The organism is Bacillus sp. JJ1609 (assembly GCF_036967045.1).
Lineage (GTDB): Bacteria > Bacillota > Bacilli > Bacillales > Cytobacillaceae > Mesobacillus.
In genome coordinates this window covers 1-21,861 of sequence record NZ_JBALSS010000027.1, presented here as the reverse complement: position 1 = coordinate 21,861, position 21,861 = coordinate 1, and the positions used below count along the sequence as shown (strand labels likewise).

The 21,861-nt window shown below is 40.0% G+C and carries 23 protein-coding genes, 1 tRNA gene and 1 riboswitch; of the genes, 6 read left to right on the top strand and 18 right to left on the bottom strand.

Annotated features, from left to right (window positions below; translation table 11 throughout):
- Positions 1–7: 7 nt before the first annotated feature.
- The 4 genes from V7654_RS19135 to V7654_RS19120 are packed head-to-tail and all read right to left on the bottom strand — an operon-like array spanning position 8 to position 4,900.
- Entirely contained in the window at positions 8–1,474 is a 1,467-nt protein-coding gene (locus V7654_RS19135; protein WP_335432390.1) for an FAD-linked oxidase C-terminal domain-containing protein, read from the bottom strand.
- Positions 1,474–2,832, bottom strand: coding sequence for a (Fe-S)-binding protein (locus tag V7654_RS19130; protein ID WP_335432389.1), 1,359 nt, complete (start codon positions 2,830–2,832; stop codon positions 1,474–1,476). Before V7654_RS19130 ends, V7654_RS19135 begins: the two co-directional genes overlap by 1 nt.
- Before the next feature lie 2 nt (positions 2,833–2,834).
- On the bottom strand, positions 2,835–4,160 hold the full coding sequence (locus V7654_RS19125) for an FAD-binding oxidoreductase (protein ID WP_335432388.1): 1,326 nt from the start codon (positions 4,158–4,160) through the stop codon (positions 2,835–2,837).
- Between the two features lie 47 nt (positions 4,161–4,207).
- The gene (locus V7654_RS19120; RefSeq protein ID WP_335432387.1) at positions 4,208–4,900 is read right to left on the bottom strand and encodes a FadR/GntR family transcriptional regulator; all 693 of its coding nucleotides are present in this window, start codon (positions 4,898–4,900) and stop codon (positions 4,208–4,210) included.
- A gap of 430 nt (positions 4,901–5,330) precedes the next feature.
- Between V7654_RS19120 and V7654_RS19115 the strand changes: the two genes are divergently transcribed.
- Entirely contained in the window at positions 5,331–6,164 is an 834-nt protein-coding gene (locus V7654_RS19115; protein ID WP_335432480.1) for a glycerophosphodiester phosphodiesterase, read from the top strand.
- Between the two features lie 38 nt (positions 6,165–6,202).
- Here the strand turns inward: V7654_RS19115 and V7654_RS19110 are convergent, their stop codons facing one another.
- The 3 genes from V7654_RS19110 to V7654_RS19100 form a co-directional block, all read right to left on the bottom strand.
- The gene (locus V7654_RS19110) at positions 6,203–6,772 is read right to left on the bottom strand and encodes a YitT family protein (protein WP_335432386.1); all 570 of its coding nucleotides are present in this window, start codon (positions 6,770–6,772) and stop codon (positions 6,203–6,205) included.
- A gap of 333 nt (positions 6,773–7,105) precedes the next feature.
- Positions 7,106–7,417 (bottom strand): hypothetical protein, encoded by a 312-nt coding sequence (locus V7654_RS19105; protein ID WP_335432385.1) that lies wholly within the window; start codon positions 7,415–7,417, stop codon positions 7,106–7,108.
- Between the two features lie 147 nt (positions 7,418–7,564).
- A complete protein-coding gene (locus tag V7654_RS19100; RefSeq protein WP_335432383.1) occupies positions 7,565–8,779 on the bottom strand; it encodes an NAD(P)-dependent malic enzyme in 1,215 nt (404 codons plus the stop codon).
- A 492-nt stretch (positions 8,780–9,271) separates the two neighbouring features.
- On the opposite strand from V7654_RS19100, the gene V7654_RS19095 reads away from it, so the two are divergent.
- Positions 9,272–10,159 (top strand): LysR family transcriptional regulator, encoded by an 888-nt coding sequence (locus tag V7654_RS19095; RefSeq protein WP_335432382.1) that lies wholly within the window; start codon positions 9,272–9,274, stop codon positions 10,157–10,159.
- Between the two features lie 109 nt (positions 10,160–10,268).
- Here V7654_RS19095 and V7654_RS19090 read toward each other — a convergent pair whose 3' ends face one another.
- The 8 genes from V7654_RS19090 to V7654_RS19055 form a co-directional block, all read right to left on the bottom strand.
- A complete protein-coding gene (locus V7654_RS19090; protein WP_335432381.1) occupies positions 10,269–11,045 on the bottom strand; it encodes a TatD family hydrolase in 777 nt (258 codons plus the stop codon).
- Positions 11,032–11,790 (bottom strand): ABC transporter ATP-binding protein, encoded by a 759-nt coding sequence (locus V7654_RS19085; RefSeq protein WP_335432380.1) that lies wholly within the window; start codon positions 11,788–11,790, stop codon positions 11,032–11,034. Before V7654_RS19085 ends, V7654_RS19090 begins: the two co-directional genes overlap by 14 nt.
- Complete coding sequence (locus tag V7654_RS19080; RefSeq protein WP_335432379.1) at positions 11,790–12,551, bottom strand: ABC transporter permease; 762 nt, start codon at positions 12,549–12,551, stop codon at positions 11,790–11,792. The genes V7654_RS19085 and V7654_RS19080 overlap by 1 nt, the downstream gene beginning before the upstream one ends.
- Positions 12,551–12,841: a thiamine-binding protein gene (locus V7654_RS19075; protein WP_335432378.1), complete on the bottom strand. Its 291-nt coding sequence runs from the start codon at positions 12,839–12,841 to the stop codon at positions 12,551–12,553. Before V7654_RS19075 ends, V7654_RS19080 begins: the two co-directional genes overlap by 1 nt.
- A 14-nt stretch (positions 12,842–12,855) precedes the next feature.
- Positions 12,856–13,848: an ABC transporter substrate-binding protein gene (locus V7654_RS19070; RefSeq protein ID WP_438825326.1), complete on the bottom strand. Its 993-nt coding sequence runs from the start codon at positions 13,846–13,848 to the stop codon at positions 12,856–12,858.
- A 119-nt stretch (positions 13,849–13,967) separates the two neighbouring features.
- A riboswitch (TPP riboswitch) is annotated at positions 13,968–14,076 on the bottom strand.
- A gap of 240 nt (positions 14,077–14,316) precedes the next feature.
- Positions 14,317–14,389 (bottom strand) — tRNA-Val (locus tag V7654_RS19065).
- Between the two features lie 158 nt (positions 14,390–14,547).
- A complete protein-coding gene (locus V7654_RS19060) occupies positions 14,548–15,033 on the bottom strand; it encodes a DinB family protein (RefSeq protein WP_335432377.1) in 486 nt (161 codons plus the stop codon).
- Between the two features lie 13 nt (positions 15,034–15,046).
- The gene (locus V7654_RS19055; protein ID WP_335432376.1) at positions 15,047–15,664 is read right to left on the bottom strand and encodes an NUDIX hydrolase; all 618 of its coding nucleotides are present in this window, start codon (positions 15,662–15,664) and stop codon (positions 15,047–15,049) included.
- Positions 15,665–15,795: 131 nt separating this feature from the next.
- Here V7654_RS19055 and V7654_RS19050 point away from each other — a divergent pair, with 131 nt between their 5' ends.
- A complete protein-coding gene (locus V7654_RS19050; protein ID WP_207498827.1) occupies positions 15,796–16,017 on the top strand; it encodes a hypothetical protein in 222 nt (73 codons plus the stop codon).
- 74 nt (positions 16,018–16,091) lie between these two features.
- On the opposite strand, the gene V7654_RS19045 is transcribed toward V7654_RS19050, so the two are convergent.
- From V7654_RS19045 to V7654_RS19035, 3 genes are all read right to left on the bottom strand, one after another.
- Positions 16,092–18,053 (bottom strand): TRAP transporter permease, encoded by a 1,962-nt coding sequence (locus V7654_RS19045; RefSeq protein ID WP_335432374.1) that lies wholly within the window; start codon positions 18,051–18,053, stop codon positions 16,092–16,094.
- On the bottom strand, positions 18,037–18,558 hold the full coding sequence (locus V7654_RS19040; RefSeq protein ID WP_335432373.1) for a DUF1850 domain-containing protein: 522 nt from the start codon (positions 18,556–18,558) through the stop codon (positions 18,037–18,039). The genes V7654_RS19045 and V7654_RS19040 overlap by 17 nt, the downstream gene beginning before the upstream one ends.
- A gap of 191 nt (positions 18,559–18,749) precedes the next feature.
- Positions 18,750–19,745 carry a TAXI family TRAP transporter solute-binding subunit gene (locus V7654_RS19035; RefSeq protein WP_335432372.1) on the bottom strand — a complete coding sequence of 332 codons (996 nt, stop codon included), beginning with the start codon at positions 19,743–19,745 and terminating at the stop codon, positions 18,750–18,752.
- 209 nt (positions 19,746–19,954) lie between these two features.
- On the opposite strand from V7654_RS19035, the gene V7654_RS19030 reads away from it, so the two are divergent.
- The 3 genes from V7654_RS19030 to V7654_RS19020 all read left to right on the top strand — a co-directional run bounded on the left by V7654_RS19030 (position 19,955) and on the right by V7654_RS19020 (position 21,753).
- Positions 19,955–20,680, top strand: a complete 726-nt coding sequence (locus V7654_RS19030) for an alpha/beta hydrolase (protein ID WP_335432370.1) — start codon at positions 19,955–19,957, stop codon at positions 20,678–20,680.
- Positions 20,681–20,815: 135 nt separating this feature from the next.
- A complete protein-coding gene (locus V7654_RS19025) occupies positions 20,816–21,325 on the top strand; it encodes a YjcG family protein (protein WP_335432368.1) in 510 nt (169 codons plus the stop codon).
- A 5-nt stretch (positions 21,326–21,330) separates the two neighbouring features.
- Positions 21,331–21,753 carry a GNAT family N-acetyltransferase gene (locus tag V7654_RS19020; protein ID WP_335432367.1) on the top strand — a complete coding sequence of 141 codons (423 nt, stop codon included), beginning with the start codon at positions 21,331–21,333 and terminating at the stop codon, positions 21,751–21,753.
- Positions 21,754–21,861: the final 108 nt, after the last annotated feature.

Here is a 21,861-nt window from a genome sequence, read left to right as displayed (position 1 = left end):
TCGATCATCACAAGGATGAAGCTGCGGCAATTTCCTTTTTAACCTCAACACAGCGCCCAGGTGACGGAAAAAGTTTTCCAGCATTTAAAAGATTTTTTGAGTTAAAGACTTGCCGGATCTCTGTCTGTGCCATAATTTCCTCATCAGTGAACACAAAACGCATTTCTTCTCTTTTTTCAATACCCACCCCATGCTCTCCGGTAATGGTACCTCCAACGTCTGCACACACCTTCAGACACAGGCTGCCTGCCTCAAGAGCTTTGTCACTTTCCCCAGGCTTTCTGGCATCAAATAGAACGAGCGGATGAAGATTTCCGTCCCCGGCATGAAAAATATTGGCAATTCGCAGTCCGAATTCATCACTGATTTCATTTATACGCTTTAACACTTCCGGCAGCCTGCTTCTTGGGATGACACCGTCCTGAACTAAATAGTCAGGTGAAATCGCACCCATTGCCCCGAAGCCAGTTTTTCGGTTGGCCCACCATCTTGCCCTTTCCTGCTCACTCTGAGCAGCTTTTACTTCTCGTACGTTATTATTATTGCAAACCTCAAGAATCTGGTTTATTTGCTCATCAATCCCAGCAGCAATACCGTCCACTTCAATCAGCAGCACCGCCTCAATATCCCTTGGATGCCCAACAGGGAATGCAGCAGCCTCCACTCCTTCAATGGCGGTTTTATCCATCATTTCAAGTGCTGCAGGCACAATTCCTGCTGAAATTATATCCGATACTGCTTTACTGCCATCTGCTACCTTATCAAAATAGGCAAGTACAGTCTGTTTTGATTCAGGGTTCTTTAAAATCCTAACGGTTATTTTCGTTACGATTCCCAATGTCCCTTCCGACCCCGTCAATAATCCCAGCAAATCATATCCCGGAAGGTCAGGAACTCCGTCTTTCCCTATTTCAATTATTTCCCCATTCGGCATGACAACTTCCAAACCTAGAATATGGTTAGTTGTTACACCATATTTGAGGCAATGGGCACCACCTGCATTTTCAGCAACGTTCCCGCCAATCGTGCAGCAATATTGGCTAGAAGGATCCGGAGCATAGTAATATCCTTTATCTGAAATAGAGTTGGTGAGCTTAAGGTTCACAAAACCAGGTTCGACAACTGCCCTTCTATTCTCAAAATCTACGCTTAACAGCTTTTTCATCCGGACCATACTGATGATTACCTCACCGTTCAGCGGAATTGCCCCCCCGCTAAGGCCAGTACCGGCACCCCTCGCAAGGAATGGCAGATCATTCTCATGGCAGTATTTAACGATAGCTGCTACTTCTGCTGTATTCTTTGGAAAAACAACCACCTTTGGTAAATGCTTATGGAGTGTAAAACCGTCACAATCGTAAGCAAGCAGGTCTTCCTTATGATAGAGGATAGACTTGCGGACCGGGTCTTCACCGACAATCTTAGCGAGATTCAAAATGTGAGGATCGTTCGTTTGAATGCCTTTGCGAGCCATCACTTTCCCTCCTTCAGGCTGTCTTCTTTTTGATATGCCCAGTCAAGCAGCTGAATAGTATGCACAACCTTTTGGTTTCTTCCATGCTTTTGTACTCCTACGGCCATTTGAAGCATACAGCCTGGATTTCCCATTGAAATCATTTCAACATCTTCCGGGACATTTTCCATCTTGCTATCAAGGATGGCACCGGCCATATCGGGGTTTGTTATGTTATAAATCCCTGCACTTCCGCAGCAGCGGTCGGAGTTTGGCATATGCACCATTTCTACTCCAGGGATATCCAAAAGAATATCACGCGGCTCCTGGCGTATTCCCTGACCGTGGGCAAGGTGACAGGCATCGTGATAGGTCATCCTGACATTCATTTCTGCTTTAGGCTTTTCATAACCAGTATCGTGAAGGTATTTAGAAATATCTTCTACCTTTTCGGAGAATTCTACAGCTTTGTCATGCCACTCAGGATCATCACGGAACAATTCATGATATTCCTTCAGCATACTGCCGCACCCCGCTGCATTGACTATGATTTTGTCAGCATTCTTGAAAGCTTCAATGTTTTTCTTGGCAAGCTTCCTTCCTGTTTCCCTGTCACCTGCATGGACATGCAACGCACCGCAGCATGTTTGATTTCTTGGAATGATGACATCGTTACCATTACGAGTCAAAACATTAATAGTTGCTTCATTGACATCACTGAACATGACGTCCATTACACAGCCAGTAAGCATCGCAACTTCCTGTTTTGTCTCAGTTTTAGCCTTGATCACGTCCACGTTCTTATACTTTTTACGTACTGGTTCATTGATTTCCGGCATGATCGCTTCCATGTCTATAAGATGCTTCGGCATGATATTGATCAGGCCAGTCTTTCGGATTGCCTTTTGCATTCCGCTCTTTTGGTAAAATTTCAGCAGGCTGCCTAATGAATTAAGACGATTTTGATGCGGGAACAATTCTTGTAAAAATAGCTTGTTTACTGCCCCTTTCCAGCCAGTCAATGGCATGGCCTGTCGAATTTGCCCTCTAGCTTCTTCTATCAAGCCACCTACATTCACATCAGCCGGACAGGCAGTAGTACAGGCACGGCAGTCTAGACAAGCAAAAACAGGATCCATGAATTGCTCGTTCACTGTAAGCTTTCCTTCTGCAACTGATTTAATCAGATGGACTCTCCCGCGTGGGGAATGCTGTTCCTGGCCCGTAAGTTCATAGGTTGGACATGATTCCAGACACATGCCGCAATGGACGCAATCTGCCCATTTATTTTCATCCGGCGGATCGCTCCAGAGATAATTGCTTAAACTGTTGGATGTGCAAGTTGGTTCCTGCTTCAAATCTAACTCTCTTAAACTCACAATTATATCCCTCCCACAAAACGTCCAGGATTCAGGACTCGATTTGGATCAACTTTTGCTTTGATTCCTTCCAATAAAAACTGGTAAGCGGGCTTTTCTCCCCAAACATCGACTTTCTTGCGTAAAGCTAGCGGCAAATGCTTAACAACAACGTAACCGCTCTGGAGTGCTGCCTTTTCCCTTATTAAGCTGATGGCGGAAAGCACGTCTGATTCTGCTCCCCTTAGCACCACCTGGGATAATCCATGTCCGAGCCCTCCATGACCTTCTATCAGCAGGTTGTGGGAATCTTGTATTGATTCGCATTCTTTCAGGACCTCGATAACATCCAAGTTAACGGTTCCTATTTTCAATGCTGCTTCTATACCATTGCTTTCAATAGGTACAGACCCATTTGGCACATTCTCATAAAAATCATTCCAAAATGATCTTGCTGCCTGCTGCTGAAGAATGACCAGCTTAGTACCTGGCGGCTGTATCTTACGGACGAATTCCTCCTGGTATTTAACTGAGCTTTCAACATCTTCAAAACCGATTGCCAGAGTGAATACCCTTTCTTTTAGCAGTTTTTCTGATAATGAAGGATTCATCAGTTCGAGAGCAACAGGCTCAACCACCGTATCCAAAAGCTGAACAGCAAAGGCCTTTGCCTTTTCCAGGCTGTCCTCAGTGAATTTAATCAACAATAGGCTTTCATCTTTTGTTATCGGCCTCAATTTCAAAGAGATCTCGGAAATGACACCAAGAGTTCCCATCGCACCAATATAAAGTTTGTTCATGTCATAGCCAGCAACATTTTTCACTACTTTTCCACCGGATCGAATCACTTTTCCGTCCGGATAAACAATCCTCAGCCCGATTACAGCATCACGTGCAGAACCATAACCAAGACGCTTGGGACCGCTTTCATTTGCAGCAACAATTCCACCGATTGTCGCATGCCCAGGTAAAAATGGATCAAGAGCTATTCTTTGGTTAAACTCCTGCAGATAATCCTGAAGCTCCTTGAAGGAGCTGCCTGGCTTAACAGTAAGCGTCATATCGCCTGGTACATGTTCGACGATTCCTTTAAAGTTTGCCATTGAAATAAGGATATCAGCACCTTCTGCAGTGCCTCCAAATCCTCTTTTCGTACCGCTGCCAATGACATTTATCGTTTTATTTGTTTCATTTGCATATTTTAATACACTTGCAATCTCCTCTTCAGTATTAGGGAATACAGTTAGCGAACCCCCATTGCCAAAAGCATTTGCTTCAATACCTTCTTCCAAAATTTGCGTTTCAGGAAAAAATGATTTAAGTTCCGTTAATATCCCGGTGGTTATCATAGCAGCCCTCCAACTGTTTCTGAGCAAGAAACAAAAGTAATTTGATATTAGACATTTAACACTGAACTAGTTTTTAGCAAATCCTCTACATATTCCAAGTGTTCTTCCATCATTTGCTTTGCTTGTGCGGACTCTTTGTTTTGAATCATCCGGAAAATCTGTGAGTGCTGACGAGTTATTTCTTCAAAAACTTTACGATCCTCTTCAATACATTGATGAAATCCAATCATCGTCTTTTTCATCGAAGCTGAGATGAATTCGAGAAGCTGGACCAGTATCTCATTCCCTGCTGCTTTGGCTATTGCCAGATGAAAGTTAAAATCAGCTTCCCAGCTATTATCCCCGCTTCCATAAAGGAGGCCCTCCATCAGCTTCAAATCTTTCTCTGACCGATTTTCCGCGGCTATTTCAGCAATACCTGGTTCAAGAAGCTTTCTGACTTGAAATAACTGACTGATATCTTTCGAGCTTGGAAGGAGGAGATGATTGTTAAAGAGTCTTCCAGAGTCAAACTTACATATGTAGGTACCTTCTCCCTGCTTTACCGTCACTGCCCCTTTCCCTTTAAGGGTAGTGATGGCATCCCTTACAGCAGAACGGCCTACCCCGAACATTTCGCAAAGCTCACGGACAGAAGGAAGTTTTTCACCGGGAAGGAATTTCCCAACTTCTATCATCTTTTCAATTTGTTCTGTAACTGATTCGGATACTTTTTTAGTTGAGATCCTTTCGATTTTCACAAATTCACCCCTTTCTTTTCAGATATCACATATCTGATAAGTGAAAACTTAATTTTATTTAAACATCGAAGTGTATATTTATCAAGTAAATAGTTAGAAAATATCTAAAAATCAAATTAATCAGTTTTTTAATATAATTTTTTTATATTTTCTTTTGGCTGTTTTCGTAACCATTGTTGCTATTAAATAAGTGTTAATTTACACTCCAGGATGCTCGCTTTCTGTCTAATCAACAGAGTTTTCAGTTTCACTAACTCATAATAAATCCTTTATGATACAAACTCTTAACTCTTCTTAACGTTTAATTTATACTCTCTTAATCTTTGGGAATTAGTCTAATAGTGAAGATAATTTGAAAGGGGAAAATAACATGAAGCCAATTTTCAGAAATATTATTATGTCCGCTGCCCTGTTTGGGGCTGGTGCAGGAATGGTTGAACAAGTGCAAGCTGGGGGCTCAATTCATCCTGCATTAACAGATAATAAAATCTTAAATGTTGCCCATCGAGGTGCTTCAGGATATGCCCCGGAACATACCCTTCTTTCGTATGAGTTAGGAGAGGCTATGAAAGGCGATTACATAGAAATCGACCTTCAAATGACTAAAGATGGCGAACTGATTGCCATGCATGATGAAACTTTAGACCGGACAACGAATGGCACAGGGCTTGTCAAAGACTATACCCTTGAAGAAATCAAGCAGCTGGATGCTGGCTCGTGGTTCAATGAAAAATATCCTTCATACGCAAAAGAAGAATACGCTGGCCTGAAAGTGCCAACTCTTGAGGAGATTTTCCAAAAATTCGGCAGCGGAGAACGCTATTATATCGAAACGAAATCACCAGAAGTCTATCCAGGAATGGAAGAAAAGTTATTAGAAATCATGAAAGAATATAAGTTAACCGGTACGAATGTTCCATCGAGCAAGGTACTAATTCAATCATTCAGCCCGGACAGCCTTAAAAAAATCCATGCCTTAAATCCTGATATCCCGCTTGTACAATTATTGTGGTATGACGAGGCAGCGGTTATTACAGACAATGAATTAGAGGAATACAAAAAATATAGCATCGGGCTTGGAATGAATTTCGACAAAATTGATGAAGCGTATGTGCAAAGTGTTCGCGAACATGATTTACTTATTCACCCATACACCGTTAATCAAAAAGAAGATATGCGCAAGCTCCTGGATTGGGGTGTAACTGGAATGTTCACAAACTTTCCGGACAGGCTGCAAGAGGTTATAAGGGAAAATAGACAATAAGGCAAAAAACACAGGATAGGGACCCCTATCCTGTGTTTTCAATACCTGGAGATCGATATCGACTTTATCGAAGTCAGCAGCAATACAATAGACCCTACAAATGCAACAATTACTAGAGAATAAAGAAAAGATAACTCTTTAAAAATAATCACACCGCTTAGAACGATAAAACTATCAATCAAGAGGATGACCAATCCTACGTTAACGGAGAAAAACTTCGATACGATTAATGCGAGTAAATCAAGGCCTCCTGGACTTGCATGAATTCTTAACATAAGGCCTACTCCGCATCCAACAAAAATCCCTCCTAAACAAATATTTAATAGGAACGGGAGGTGGAATAATCCATTCAGAGGACTTAAAAGGCTGATCATAATAGCGGAAATAAACGTACCAATTAATCCATAAAAGAAATAATGTAAATTGTAATAGATGGCAATGAAGTAAATAGGGACATTAAGACTGGTAAATATAACTGCCAGTTTCCACCCCCATATATAATTTAGCAAAAGGCTGACGCCCCAAATGCCTCCATTAATTAAATGAGAAGGTATGATAAATCCGTTAATCCCAATTCCAATTAAGATACTTGCAATGGTTATTGTCATTATTTTTAGTGCCAATTAACCTTCTCCCCCCTGAGTGATCCGGATACTATATTCTATTTTATTTTCCCTGCATCCATCACACTTATTTTCCCAGAGGCTGTATAAGTACTTGTTTGATTTCAATACAGACTTACGAAATTTGCTGCAAAATAGGAGGGAAACTATTACTATTTCAATTATACTTTCGTACAAAAAGGCGTTTCCCATATAGGAAAACACCTTTTAATGAAAGTGATTTTTCTTTTGGCTGTTTTCGTATACTTTGTGGCTTTTAATAAGTTGATTTCAAACAACCCATTTAAAACAACAATCTTTTAGTAAACAGCCTTTCTTTTACACTGCTTTACTTGTAAATTGAATCTTTTTAAATAACGAAGGAAAGTCTTTAAAAATCGTTTCCCGAATCAATCTTACGTCCATACTTTTAATAGGGTATACCTTAATTTTCCGCAAAGTAGAATACGTGCTCCCTTTAAACAGAGTGATGTTTTTTTCAACAAAATGATCCTTTACAAAGTAATAATTATTGTTTACATCAAACTGTTTGTTTTCTATTTCCTCATAAATAACAAAATAATTATCAATGAATTCACCGGGAAGCATTTCCTTCGTATCAATCACTTCAAGTACTTTCACCTTATTCATTCTCCTTTCCATTTCACTCCATATTTAAGGGTTTCAAAGTATTGCTGAATGATTTATGTTATGCCTCTTCACTGTCGAATCAATAGAAATTACCGGATGGTTTTCACTGGTTCCGATCTTACTATAAAGTTCGTGAATTCAAATGTGCTATCCCTGGATGTCTACTAAATCACTGTGGAATATCGCTTTCCGCGCTACCCCTGTTTCCTGGGCAGCCCTTGCAACCGCCTCTCTTACTGCAGAAACTACTCTGCTGTCTAATGGGCCTGGTATTACATAATCCTCAGATAATTCATCACTCTCTATTAAACCTGCAATTGCATTCACTGCTGCAGCCTTCATCTCATCATTAATATCGGTAGCGAAAACATCTAAAGCACCTCTGAATATGCCAGGAAACGCCAGTACATTGTTGACCTGGTTAGGCAGATCCGAACGTCCCGTTCCAACAATCCTAGCACCTGCTTCCTTTGCTTCTTCAGGCATGATTTCCGGCACTGGATTTGCCATAGCAAAGATAATGGCATCATGAGACATCTTACGTACCATTTCCTTTGTCAGTGCCCCGGCGGATGAAACACCGATGAACACATCTGCACCTGCTATCACATCTGACAGCTGTCCCTTCAGCATATTTTGATTGGTAATTTTTGAAACGGATTCCTTCAGTGAATTCATTCCTACCTGTCTGCCTTCATAAATTGCTCCCTTTGTATCACACATAATCAAATTGTTCACGCCCATATTCCTTAATAGCTTAATAATGGCGATTCCCGCGGCACCAGCCCCGTTTATTACTACCATAATTTCCTCAATTTTTTTATTAACCAGTTTCAAGGAGTTAACTAAACCTGCCGCGGTTACGATTGCCGTTCCATGCTGGTCGTCATGAAATACTGGAATGTTCATTTCTTTTTTTAGCGTCTCTTCAATGTAAAAACAATTCGGTGAGGCAATATCTTCTAAATTAATTCCTCCAAAGGTTGGCTGAAGCAATTTAACTGTCTTTATTATTTCTTCTGGATCTTTAGTATCGAGGCAAATAGGGATCGCATCAATCCCAGCGAAGGCTTTAAATAGTGCAGCCTTCCCTTCCATTACTGGCATTGCGGCTTCTGGTCCAATATCCCCCAGCCCCAGCACGGATGTCCCGTCTGATACAACTGCAATTAAGTTCCCTTTAATTGTATAATCATAGACTTTTTCCGGATGAGCATGAATCTGCTTGCATGGTTCAGCCACACCTGGAGAATATGCTAAACTTAAATCCTTCATATTATTTAAAGGCATTTTCACATCAACGGATAATTTCCCTTTAAATTTTTCATGCAGTAATAGAGATTCTTCTTGTAAATTCCCCATCCTAACATCTCCTTTTATTTTTTTGGCTCTGTTAACCTTAACTGTTTCCGCTCCAGGCGCTTGCTTTACGCATGGCGTCCGGTGAACCCGCAGGACTTTGAAAAGCTACCTCAAAAATTACCCCCGCACGAAAGAAATCCGGTAGCATTTTCGAGGAGTCGAGTACTCTCTGCTTTAATCAACAGGTGCAAAAAATCAACACTGACCTAACACAGTCTAATTTTTAATTGTTATCCTTCATTACTGGAAAATTAATAATTTTCAGTAATTTTATTTCAAAAGGAATCTTTTAAATTTAGTTCATTATATAATGGATTAACTTTATAAATAAAATACATATATTCTATATCCTTTATGCGTTTTGGCTATAAAGCAGCCAGGAGTAATAAAATAATCAGTCCAATCAGTAGACTAACTAATCGACTTTACATTAAAATGTTAGAATATTATAAAAAAACACTTATCTATATTAGATCCGGGAGGTGAAATTACTTGGACATACGTCATTTGGAGTATTTTTCCAAAGTTGCAGAGCAATTAAGCTTTACAAAGGCCTCACAAACGCTTCACGTTTCGCAGCCTTCAATTAGTAAAGCAATCAAAAATTTAGAAGGAGAACTAGGAGTGCCGTTATTTTACCGTTCTTCTAAGCAGCTTGAATTAACCGACGCAGGAAAAGCAGTATTAATGAATGCCAAAAAAGTATTAGAGGCATTCCAAAACCTGACCCTTGAATTAACTGACCTGATGGAGCTAAAAAGCGGTGAAATACGAATTGGGATTCCTCCAATTGTTGGCGCAGCTTTCTTTTCAAAGTTAATCAGCCAATACAAAGAAAAATACCCCCTCGTAAAAATAACTCTGACGGAAGTAGGAACTAAAAAAATAAAGAAGGGTGTCGAGGAAGGATCACTGGATATTGGGCTAATCTGCACACTGCCTGCTCAGGGCAGCAGTTTTGAAATCATCAATGTAATCAAGGATCCGCTGATGTTAATTGTCCATCGTGACCATGCTTTAGCATCGAAGAAAGATGTTCATTTTTCTGAATTGAAAAATGAGCCATTTATTTTATATCGAAAAGATTTCACACTTTATGACCTAATCATTGAGGAATGTTCAAAAAACAACTTCCAGCCTAACATCGTATGTGAAAGTTCTCAAAAGGACTTTCTTCTTGGAATGGTCGAGGGAAAAATGGGAATAGCGCTTTTACCCAGCAAGATTTGCGAGAATATTAACAATAAGGAAGTTTCAGTCCTTCCCTTCCAAAAATCAGCTGTTGACCTAGAGCTGGGGCTTATCTGGAAAAAAGATAAATACTTAAGCTTTGCTGTTCGCGAATTCATCTCTACATCTAAACAGTATCTGGATATATGAGATAAAAATTTACTTCTAGGAGAAATGATGGATTTCAGCTATCATGCTATAACATTAAATATTTAAAGAAAAAGTGCTCGGACGGCAAGATGCCGACCCGGGCATTTTCTTATAATTGATAGAACTGCTTAACTTGATTGAACAAAGCAGTATAAACTTCTTCAATTTCGATTTGTTTAATTGCAGAGATTTCCTTCACGACTTGGTGAATCATTGAAGGCTGAGTCATTTTCTCATGAAATACCCCTTCAAAAGGCCACGGTCCATCTGTTTCGGCCATTGTTAAATGAAGCGGATAGGCCTTTACAATCTCTCTCGTCTCTTCTTCATAAAGGATATCAGGTGTAAACGAGACCATGTATTTATTTTTTACCATTCTTTCCATCGTCTTTCTGTCACCCTTGAACCAATGAAAATGGGCTTTATCGATATTGTGCTTCTCTAGTAAATCACAAACGACAGGAGCATCCTCATATACGGCATGCAGGATAATCGGCTTGTTAAGGGTCTTTGCAAGAATAATAAATCTTTCCAATACCTCTACATACCCTTCATAAGGAAAATTACCGATCTTCTCCTTCGAGCGAAGATAATATGGAAGGCCAACCTCGCCAATTGATACCATATCTTCTTGATGGTCGTTCATCCATTTTATCAGCTTTTCCAGCTCGGATTCAGAAGGCAAAGGCTGTTCTGGATGAAAGCCAAATGCAGGATAAATTTTAGGGTATTTTGCTGCAATCCTTAAATTTTCTTTGCACGAGGGAAGATTCATCGAAACAGTGATCAGACCCTCGACTTTATTTGTTTCAAAACTTTTTATGATTAAATCTTTATCACTTTCTTTATAATTATCAAAATGAATATGGGAATCAAATATTTTCATGTAATCCCCCTGCTTTTAATAGATCATATATCTCCCTTTTCAGCTCGAGAAATTCATCCTTCATGAGCAGCTGTTCCCTTCTGGAGCGCTGGAATGGTACTATAATCTCCCTGATGATTCTGGCAGGACGTGGGGATAAAAGATAGATTCGGTCAGATAAAAAAATTGCTTCTTCAATATTATGGGTAATGAAAAGAATCGATTTCCGTTCCTCTTCCCATAATGATAACAGCCACTTTTGCATATCAAATCGAGTGAACTCATCCAATGCAGAAAATGGTTCATCAAGCAGCAATACAGATTTTGGGCTTATAAGCGCTCTTAAAAAAGCCACTCGCTGCTTCATCCCACCCGAAAGCTGATGCGGATAAGCATTTGCGTATTTTGATAAGCCTACTTTCGCTAACCATTTTTTCGCTTCCTCTTCATCCGTCTTGTGGAATAGCTCCTGTCCAAGCAGTACATTTGCCAATATAGACCTCCAGGGCAAAAGTGCCGGCTGCTGGGGCATATACGCAATGTTCCCTGTTTTTCCATTTATTTTTCGATCATCAAGAAAAAGTTCTCCTTTTTCAGGCTCAACCAGACCGCCAATACATTGAAAAATAGTGCTTTTCCCGCTTCCAGACGGACCTATGATTGAAACAAATTCCCCTTCATTCACATGCAAGGAAAGCTGATCGAGTACTAGGCCTGTTTCTTTAAAGGCTTTCGAAATGTTTACGAGCTTAATTTTTGCTTTCATCACTTTTCTCCTTCAGGCAGCCATTTAATCATCATCTTTTCAATTAACATGATGATACTGTAGAACAGCATGCTAAAAAATATGATGATGAAAATCGCAATAAACACACGATCTGTTCGAAACGCAGATGACGATAAGGTCATGAATACACCAATTCCTTTTTCCGCTCCGAGCCATTCAGAAATAACGGCTCCCATTACACTGTAAGTAGCCGCGATTTTCAAACCTGAAAAAAGTGGCGGAAGTGCATTTGGAAGCTCTACCTTCGTGAAGGTTTGAAATGCAGAAGCACCTGACATTCTCATATAATGCTTAAGATCTGCAGGGACATTCTTAAACCCATCTAACGAAGCAACCGTAACTGGGAAAAAACAAACTAAAATAATGATAATCAATTTCGGCATAAAACCAAATCCAAACCAAATCACTAATAATGGAGCCAATACGATTATTGGTACATTCTGCGATAATATTAATAAGGGGTAAATTGCGTTCCGCAACGAAGGAACTAAGTGCAGCATTACCGCAATCAGGAAACCAATCACTGACCCGAGCAAAAGCCCGGCGATTGACAATTGCAATGTTGCCGCGATATCGGGTAAAAATAATGAATAACTCGCCATGGCTTCTTCAACTATGACCGAGGGGGCGGGTAATAGCCATTCAGGGATGCTGTTAAATCGGGTAATCCCTTCCCAAAACAAGAAGAAAAGGAGGAGAACCAAAAATGGTCTCCAACCCTTATTCCAGATTGATTTCATTAGCGGTACTTCTCCGTCAGTGTATTCATTGTAATTCCAGTTGGCTGATACAGGATTTTCACCTGTGAGATCACATTAGGTGAGCCTAATCCCACCATTTTTTTATTCATCTCCGCAATCACCGACAACAGTGTTTCAAGCTCACCTTCCATTGTCGTTTCCAGAGGATGGACTTCATATATCACTCCAGGTTGATCAATAATACTAATTGCCTCATCTACTAAACGAATAACTTCCTCTGTTGAAGAAGCCTTTGGGATAATTTGTACACTTACAAGTGCATTCGCCATTGTTCATTTCCTCCCTATTCTGGTAAAAACTCATTTGTATAGGCTTTTTCAGCATCCAATTCCTTTTCCAGAAGACCATTTTCAAACATCCATTCACTGTAATTCTTCCAAACCTCCAGCTTTTGTTCACCCCAGTGATCAGCATCATCTTGATACTTTGGAGATAGCCATTCCTGGCTTTTCTTAACCAGATCTTCGTCCAGATCAGGTACGGCCTTGATCAGGATATCAGCACTTTCAGATGGATGATCAATCGCGAATTGATATCCTTCAGTGAGCGCTGCCATGAATGCCTTAATGGTTTTCGGGTCATTCTCAATCATCTTTTCATTTGTGCTGATGACCGGTGTATAATAATCAAGCTTCTTCGAGTAATCTGTTAAATACACCATATTGATTGGTTCATTTCTTAGCTCTGCTTCTACACCTGTCCACCCATAATAAATCCAGGCAAAATCAATATCCCTTTTTACCGCTGTGAAAAAGTCTGAATCGCCCATATTAACAATTTTCACTTTTTCTATATCAGCATTTTCCTGTTTCATTATCGAGTTGATCACTTCTTTTTCAATGGGTGAACCCCAGCCTCCATACGTTTTGCCAGCAAAGTCCTTTGGTGAAACTATGTTTTTGGCTTTCGGAGAAGCAAAGCCTGAAGTGTTATGCTGAATAACAGCTGCCAGCGATACTAGAGGAATTCCCTGTATCCTTGCCTGGGTAATCCCCTCCTGATAACTTACACCAAACTCAGCCTTCCCTGATGCAACCAGCTGGTCAGCTCCCGCTTCACCAGGTAAAAGAATATCTACATCCAATCCATGCTTTTTGAAGTATCCTTTTTCCTTTGCTACGTAGATTCCTGTATGATTCGTATTTGGAGTCCAGTCAAGCACAATGGATACCTTTTTCAGTGAGCCCTTTTCCTTGGCTGTCGGTTCACTCGATGAACAGCCGGCAAGACTCCAGATTAATAAAAACCCAGAAAACAAAATTAATAGCTTCTTCACGATTCTCCCTCTTCCCGTTTTTACTTGACAATGAAGTTGGAAAAGAAGGCTTTAATGAAACAGAAAAATGCGCTCGGGGAATCCCAAGCGCATGAAAAAATCCATAATAAACGAAAAAACGTCTATCAGAAGATGTTCCCTACGCTGGTACTAACCAGATCAGGTTAAAAGGGTCAGCATCTTTGGACACTTTCTCAGCCGGCACCACCGGCTCCCCTACATTTCCAATTCTCCAATTGTCAATTCTACTATATATAAAGTTTTTTGATTCGTCTAGGAAAATAAAAATAGCTTATTTAGAATTCCACAAGAATTCCTCAACCAAGATAGTATTTTAAAAATCAACCCAAAATTTGAAGGGATTGAATAGCCAATTATCTGCTTCCCACATTTCAGAATAGATGAAAATTCCTATGTAAAAAAAAGCGTGAATCCCATTTCGAGGAATTCACGCTTCTCATAAAAGTATGATTCCTACTGGGTTCGAACCAGCGACCTCTACCCTGTCAAGGTAGCGCTCTCCCAGCTGAGCTAAGGAATCGTTATTCTGTTTGTCCTTATTAGCGAGGACATTTATTAATATATAATGTTATGATTCTAATGTCAATATAATTTTCCAAATCAGACATATAGTACGATTATCGTTTCTCATAAAGCTCGATGACGGTTCCAGCTGATTTTAGTCGATAAAAAACCGAACTAAACTTTTTCATTCTTAAAAAGGCCGCGCCCGATGAAGTTCGCTGTCACTGGCTGCTTCCCAATCTCCCTTGCCCATACTGAAATTTGCCCGATGTGGTGTATTTCATGTGCAAGAGTATGTCTCATAATCTCACCCCAGGTGAAGGTAACGCTGCTGCCATCTGACTGTGGAAGCTGTAAGATTCGGTTTTCCATCTCATCATTCCAGGCAAGAACGAACTCTTTTACCTCGGCTTTAAATTTGGCATCCAATCCCTTCACCTTATCCAAGGTATTATAAAGCTCAAAGTTCTCCTGGAAATCATCTTTTCCCTGAAGCAAGCGAATCCAGCTCCATTCCACGTCAATAATATGAAAAAGGGTCTGTAATATACCTCCCACTCCTCCTGTCCGGGAAGCGTGCAGCTCTTCCTCATTAACTCCTTCACACCACTTATACCAATCATCCCGGACTGCCCAATTGTAGTGAAACATCATTTTCATTCAGCATCCCCCTCTAAATCTCCCTTATTGCTTTGATTACACTATTAATATATTCATCCTCATGCGGGACAAATTGATCTTTTACTACCTTCAATACCAGAGGCTGCTTTTGTCCATCGCGGTTTAGTGTAAAACCCTCTGCCTCCAATTCCATCACTTCTCCAAACCAGAGCTTTTCAAAAAGATCCAGACTGGTCCTTATTATTCCTGAGACTTCCTCTTTTTGCAGGCTGTATTTCTCGTAAGGGACATGTTTGTTATACACATACACATGGCACATTTCTTTATCGATAAAATTTGAACTAACGAGTGAAGCCTTGATTGTACCCACGGAAAATAATTCTTCCATTTCAATGTCTATTCCCAGCTCTTCCTTAACCTCTCTTAAACCATCAAAAGCATCTTCATTTGCTAAAAGATGGCCAGCAGCAGTGATATCCAATAGATTTGGATAATCCTTTTTAACAGAACTACGGATTTGGAAATAAATAATGTCCTCTCCAGCTATCCTCTCAGTAAACCAGCAGTGAAAGGTCTCATGCCAATGTCCTTCTATATGTACTATAGACCTTGGTGCAGTGCCTATTTCCTTACCTTGCTCATCAAATATTCTCAGCAATTCAGTTTCCATAATCCATACCTCCATTTTATAAAAATTATACCATTTTTCCCTGAAAATAAAACGAACATTAGTTCCTATTTTATTGAATAAAGAACGAATGTTCGGGTATAATGTAAATATAAATACTAAGGGGTGAAAACATGAATCGTCTGCTTACAAAGTCACTTAGTGACAATCAGCCAGTTGAAATGATATACCTGGCGGCGAACAACGAAATTACGCATCGTAAAATCATTGTGAAAGAACTGCATGGAAGCTATTTCAAAGCGTTTTGTTTCCTTCGCAATGATAACCGCCTTTTCAAGTTTGAAAATGTTCTTTCTGTAATGCCGGAAAAACAAAGGTTCAGAAAAACAAGCTAAAAAAGAAGCCCCCAATGCGAGGACTCCTTACGATTTTTAACTTGCTATGCTTTTGGTGAGTGTTCTTCACAATATCAATAACTTGCGGTCTTTGGATGAACCTTGTCTTCTCGTTTTATCAAATATTGTAATGCGATGATAAGCACAAAAGAACCAAGGCCGATGATATCCGAAATTTTCTCAGGATAGATCAGCAGCAAGCCGCCAATGAGTGCAATAACTCTTTCATACCAGAACAAACTCCGAATCCAATATCCTATAACTCCAGCTCCGATTAACATCATTCCCGCCAAGGCGGTAAACACAACCCAAATCAAGTAATACCATGTGGTATCAATCATCAGCATTTCTGGTGAAAGAACAAAAATGTATGGAATGATAAAGGCTGCTATTGCCAATTTGGATGAGATTACACCAGTCTTTAACGGTTCCCCACCTGACACACCAGCTGCGGCGAATGCAGCAAGCGCGACCGGAGGGGTAATATCAGCGATAATCCCGAAATAGAAAACAAACAAGTGTGCAGATAAATCCGGTACACCCAGCAGGATGATGGCCGGAGCAGCAATTGTCGAAGTGATGACATAGTTTGCTGTTGTAGGTGAACCCATTCCAAGTATTAGTGATGCTATCATAGTGAAAATCAGGGTTGGAATTAAAAGGCCGCCAGCAAGATCCAAAATACCGTTTGCAAGCTTTAGGCCCAGGCCTGTCTTTGTTACTACACCAACGATTATACCAGCTGCTGCAGTTGCCGCTGCAACACCAAGTGCAGTTCGGGCGCCATCTACCAGTGCTTCGATAATTCCTCTTATACCTATTCGTGTTTCTTTTTTGATTGCACTTACCACTACAGTGATCAGGATGCTCCATAGTGCCGATCTCATAACACTCATACCGGTTAACATTAGAATCATGATAACTAATATCGGTACTAGCAAATAGATTTTCGAAAGTATTTCTTTTCGCCCGGGAATTTCTTCATCCTTTAAGCCGCGAAGACCTACCCTTTTTGCTTCAAAATGAGTCATGATCCATATTCCTGTAAAATACAGCACCGCTGGGATAGCTGCAGCTTTTGCGATATCCCAGTAACTGATTCCGCCTCCGATGAATTCAACCATTAAGAAGGCTGCTGCGCCCATGACTGGAGGCATTAACTGGCCGCCTGTTGATGCTGATGCTTCAACTGCTCCAGAGAATTCTTTTCCATACCCAAGCTTTTTCATCATCGGAATTGTAAAAGCCCCTGATTGAACAACATTCGCTACCGAACTTCCGCTTATTGTCCCTTGCAAAGCACTTGAGAAAATTGCAACCTTGGCAGGTCCGCCAATTCTTTTTCCAGCAATAAAGATTGCAAGGTCATTAAAATATTGCCCTACTCCTGTTTTTTCAAGAAAAGAACCAAATAACAAGAATAAGAAAATAAATGTAGCAGAAACACCTAGTGGGGTTCCCAGAATACCTTCAGTAGTGTAAAACATTGATTGAACAAGCCTATCTAAATCAAGTCCTCTATGCGCGAGGAATCCAGGCATATAAGGACCGTACAATGCATAGCCCATAAATGCCATGGCGATAATCATGATTGGCAGTCCTACTGTTCTTCGAGTAGCTTCCAGCACAAGCAATATAGCAGCAAGCCCGATATAAAAATCAAGTTCTGTAAGTCGCCCTACCCTGTTTACAAGCTCATCAATCATGACTGGCCAGTATGCACCAACCGCAACAGCAATGATAGCTAATAAGATATCATACCAGGCAACTTTATTGTGAATCCGGTCTTTCCTTCTTGCCGGGAACAAAAGGAAAATCAAAGCAAGTGCAAAGCCTAAATGGATCGATCTTTGCAGCTGGGCGGTTAAGACCCCAAAAAGTGTTGTGTATAACTGGAACAACGAGAAAGAAAGCAATAAAACAAACACGATGATCCCCATTATGCCTTTTAGCTTCCTTGAACCAGCCTCAGGATCGTATTTTTCTATCAGCTCCTGCTGTTCCTGTTCAGATAAAGTTTCAATTTTTGTGCTCAAGGATGTTCACTCCTTCCTTTTCCTGCAGTAAGTTTATTTTTTTTACTTCAATCCTTACACGAGTACCAGGCTCGATATAATTGGCTAATGGATACTCTTCTCCATCAAAGATTACAGTATGGTTAGCCCTTACTTGTCCGATTCTTAAATCAAACCTTTGAAAGATTCGGTTCATATTTGTTATGTAGTATTTGCCGTCTTTCATGATGAACTTTTCACCCTCTGATGAATCTGAGGGCATTCCAATCGCTGTATCTTCATACTCCAATTCATACTGTTTAATCTGGTCATCATGAGTTATAACATAGCTTTCAAATACATCAGATAAATGGATTGAATGTGTGAATTTAATCTTAAAATACTGATTATCTGAAATAGGGATGAACGCGAGGATTTTATTTGTATTTTCATATTGAAAAACAAGTGCTTTTCTTATAGGAATAAACAATACGCTGGCGCTGATTGCCAGTAAAAGAATAAACAATATGAACCATTTCTTTTTCAATAAACTCACGCCTGTTCAATTCAAAATTTCTGAACAGCAAACTGCCCTAGCTTAATATTAAAATGATTATAAGAATATAAAATATGTCACTATTTTCACAGTTAAAGAGAATTTGACCGGGCACAGGAACCTTATAAAAGGTGTCTGCGTCCGGTCAAGCTCCTTATGAAGACCATTTAAAATTTAATAATTTATTCAGCCTTGATACCTTTTTCATCATAATATTTTTGCGCACCAGGATGGACATCAATTCCAACCCCGTTGAGCGCCTTTTCAGGCTTGATCAATTTGCCTTTAGCATGTGTTACTTTATCAAGATTTTCAAATAATGCCTTTGTGATATCATAAACTACTTCATCAGATAGGCTGTCATTGACAACAAGCATCGCCTGGACCGCAACCGTTGGTACTGCACTTCCTAGCTTGTAAACACCGCTTGGCACTTCATCCTTTGTATAATAAGGATATTTCTTAATAAGTTCTTCTGCTTTATCTGCCTCAACTGGAACAATAACAACCTTTTCAGTTGCAGATAATTGCTCAACAGCTCCAGTTGGCGTCCCAGCAGTTACAAACGCTGCGTCGATGCTTCCATCCTGGATTCCAGCTACTGATTCATCAAAAGAAAGATCCTTTTTCTTAATGTCGTCGAATGTTAATCCGTATACTTCAAGAATCTGTTCAGCATTCGCTGCAGTACCTGATCCAGGTGCACCTACTGATACATTTTTCCCTTTAAGGTCTTCTACAGATTTAATTCCTGATTTTTCAGTCGTTACGATTTGAATAGTTTCTGGATATAAAGTTCCGATTGCTTTTACGTTATCAATTTTCCCATCTTTGAACATCAACTTACCTTCTGTGGCATACGACGCAATGTCTGTCTGAGTGAAGGCAATTTCACCATTACCATCTTTTAATGATTGCATGTTCTCAGCAGATGCACCCGTTACTTCTGCATTTGTTTCGATACCAGTTTCATCTTTGATAATGTTTGCAAAAGAACCACCCAGCGGGAAATATGTACCGCCTGTTCCTCCTGTGAGAATGCTAATGAATTTTGGCTTCTCTCCAGACTTGCCATCCTCGCCATTGCCACCAGTCTTTTCCTTTCCTCCGCATGCAGCCAGAACCATGGAAAGTGCCAGCATCAAGATGGTTACGAGAAGAAAACTTTTTCTTTTCATTAAATATCCCCCTTTGTTTCATAGAATTGTTCAAAACAATAGTAACATAAGTTTTCATAAAATTGTAAATATTTTGGTTAACGAAATATTTTAATTCCTTCACTTCTCATGAATGGCTTGTCAAAAAAGCTTTTTTGCAATAGATATGATAAAATTTTGGTTACGGTACGAAGAATTCTTAGCAGACTGATGGATTTGGAGGTTTTGAAATGGATTTTCCAATGGGTAAAATTCAAGAAATCACACTGAAAAGCAAGGAATTAGGAGAAGAAATTACAATGTTGGTGTATTTGCCAGCTAACTATTCTCCTTTATATAAGTACTCATTACTTATTGTTCAGGATGGACGCGATTATTTCCAGCTTGGCAGAATTGGGCGTATTGCTGATGAACTTTTAGGCAAAAAAGAAATTGAAAACGTCATCATCGTGGGCATCCCCTATCAATCTGTTGAGGACCGCAGAAGAAAATATCATCCTGATGGTGAACAGCATCAGGCCTATATACGCTTTCTTGCGCATGAACTGGTCCCTTACCTGGATCAGGAATTTCCTACATACCAAATGGGGATGGGGCGTGCATTGATTGGCGATTCCCTTGCGGCAACTGTTTCCCTGCTCGCCGCCTTGCAGTATCCGCATACGTTCGGCAAAGTGCTGCTGCAGTCTCCATATGTGAATGAGCAGGTATTGTCGGCTGCAAGGAACTGCAATCAGCCTTCACTGCTGAATGTCTATCATACTGTCGGGGAAAAAGAAACAATAGTTAAAACTACTTCATCCAGCGAAAAAGATTTCCTAACCCCAAACAGAAAGCTATCTAAAATATTCAAAGAAAAAGGCTACTCCTATTTCTACGATGAATTTGCAGGCGATCACACATGGACATACTGGCAGCCTGATTTAAAACGTGCAATCAAAATGATGTTTTCATGATTTCAATAGGACATAATATAATAAATGCGTCTATATATTATATATTTAGAAAATTTGTTATAATGAATGGCAAATCATTAATCGTTTAATTCATTAATTTATATAACACCACACATTTGAAACGGGGGTATTGACATGAAATTTGGTATTGTCATTTTTCCATCGAAAAAAATCCAGGATTATGCAAATTCATTAAGAAGGCGCTATGACCCGCACTACGCTTTAATTCCGCCGCATTTGACCCTGAAGGCTGCTTTCGAGGCAACAGAGGAAGAAATCAAGGAAATTGCAGATAAAATCTATACGATTGCAAGAAACTTTGGCCCTGTTGATATCAATATCAATAAAATTGGTTCTTTTAAGCCGGTAAATAACGTAATTTATTTAAAAGTTGAATCACCTGAAGAATTAGAAAAACTCCATATTGAACTTAAAACAGCTTTCGAAGGGAATCTGGAATATAATTTTGTTCCACACATTACGATTGGACAAAAGATGTCAGATGATGAGCATTCTGATGTTTATGGTTCATTAAGAATGACAGATGTAAATTTCAAAGATACAGCAGACCGTATCCATTTGCTGTACCAGCTTGATAACGGCTCATGGACAGTATATGAAACATTTCGTCTTGGAAAGGAATAATCATAGTGGAAGTTAGAATCGTAGAAACAGAACAAGAATTAGCAGATGCCTTTGATGTTCGCCGTACCGTATTTGTCGCCGAACAAAAGGTACCTGAAGAAGAAGAAATCGACCAGCATGAATCCGAAGCTATACACTTTGTTTTATATAATGAAGAAAAAGCAGCAGGCGCGGGGAGATTCAGAGTGTTAGACGGAATCGGCAAAGTTGAACGCATTTGCGTTCTGAAGGAGCACCGCAAAACTGGTGCCGGAGTCGCTGTCATGAATAAAATTGAAGAGTATGCCAAGTCACAGGGCATTACTACTTTAAAATTGAATGCCCAGACACATGCTATACCATTCTACAGCAGACTTGGCTATGAAACGGTTTCGGGAGAATTCCTGGACGCAGGCATTCCGCATAAGACGATGAAAAAAACAATTTGAACAACCAAAAGCCCCTTTCGATGAAAGGGGTATTTTGTCGACAAAGATTCTGTTCACAGAACAGGTATTGAAACCCTGTTGATTGGAGTGGAAGGCGCGTAGACTCCT